Origin of the sequence: Arthrobacter sp. 1088, assembly GCF_031455315.1 — a bacterium.
Classification (GTDB): Bacteria; Actinomycetota; Actinomycetes; order Actinomycetales; family Micrococcaceae; genus Arthrobacter.
On record NZ_JAVDSM010000040.1, the window covers coordinates 1 to 1,361 of the forward strand.

1 protein-coding gene is annotated in these 1,361 nt (G+C 62.2%); it reads right to left on the bottom strand.

Annotation, left to right across the window (positions count from 1 at the left end):
- Positions 1–37: 37 nt before the first annotated feature.
- Positions 38–1,276, bottom strand: coding sequence for an IS256 family transposase (locus J2Y41_RS23035; protein ID WP_396133585.1), 1,239 nt, complete (start codon positions 1,274–1,276; stop codon positions 38–40).
- Positions 1,277–1,361: the final 85 nt, after the last annotated feature.

Below are 1,361 nucleotides of genomic sequence, written 5' to 3' on the forward strand. Positions count from 1 at the left end.
GGGACTGTCCGATTTTCGGTGGATCCACGGTTGGCATTTAGTTGATTCTTCCGTCGAAGCTGATGGCGAAGGCGTTCAGGGCCGGCTTCCATCGTGTGGCCCATCGTGCCCTGCCTTTGCCTGTGGGGTCTAGTGCCCGGGTTGCGAGGTAAAGGCATTTCAGTGCCGCCTGCTCGGTGGGGAAATGGCCTCGAGCTCTGACTGCGCGACGGTAGCGGGCGTTGAGGGATTCGATGGCGTTGGTGCTGCAGATGACCCGCCGGATTTCGACGTCGTAGTCCAGGAACGGCACGAACTCGCTCCAGGCGTTCTCCCACAGCCGGGTGATCGCCGGGTATTGCCGGCCCCATTTGGTTGAGAACTCCACGAAGCGCTCCTTCGCTGCCGCCTCTGAGGGTGCTGTGTAGACCGGGCGCAGGTCCCGGGACATTTCGTCCCAGTACTGCCGGGCAGCGTAGCGGAAGGTGTTGCGAATCAGGTGCACGATGCAGGTTTGGACCACGGCGAGGGACCAAACTGTGGTGATGGCCTCGGGCAGGCCCTTGAGCCCGTCGCAGACTGTGATGCAGACGTCCTCGACGCCGCGGTTCTTGATCTCGGTCAGCACCGAGAGCCAGAACTTTGCCCCTTCGCCGCCGTCTCCGGCCCATAGGCCGAGGATGTCGCGTTCGCCGTTGACGCTGACACCGATCGCTACGTAGACCGGCCGGTTGGTTACCTGCCCGTCGCGGACCTTGACGTGAATCGCGTCGATGAAGAGCACAGGATAGACCCGGTCCAGGGGCCGGTTCTGCCACTCGGTCATCTCGCCGATAACCTTCTCGGTGATGCGCGAGATAGTGTCCTTGGAGACCCTGGCGCCGAACACTTCAGCGAAGTGGGCCGCGATCTCTCCGGTCGTGAGGCCTTTTGCGCTCAGCGACAACACAATCTCATCAACACCGGTCAGCCGGCGCTGGCGCTTCTTGACGATCTGCGGATCGAACGTGGAGCCGGTGTCCCGTGGCACATCGATCTCTACCGGCCCGATCTCGGTCAGCACCGTCTTCGTGCGCGTACCGTTGCGGGAATTCCCGCTCCCGCGCCCGGACACGTCGTGCTTTTCGTAGCCGAGGTGCTCGTCCATTTCCGCTTCCAGAGCAGTTTCCAGGACGTTCTTCGTGAGCCGGTTCAACAAACCGTCAGGGCCGACGAGATCGATGCCCTGCTCCTTGGCCTGGGCCAGGAGCTGCTGCGCTAACTCTTGCTGATCCACATCAGTCGCCATGGGATCCATGGTGTCGCTCATGATCAGTCCTTCCCGCCAGGCAAAGCCCGGCGTGTCAGGCCAACCACGGATCCACCGTTATTCAGACAGTCCC

Coding starts and splice junctions, on each gene's coding strand:
- J2Y41_RS23035 (WP_396133585.1), bottom strand. CDS start 1,276: ATGGATCCCATGGCGACTGATGTGGATCAGCAAGAGTTAGCGCAGCAG.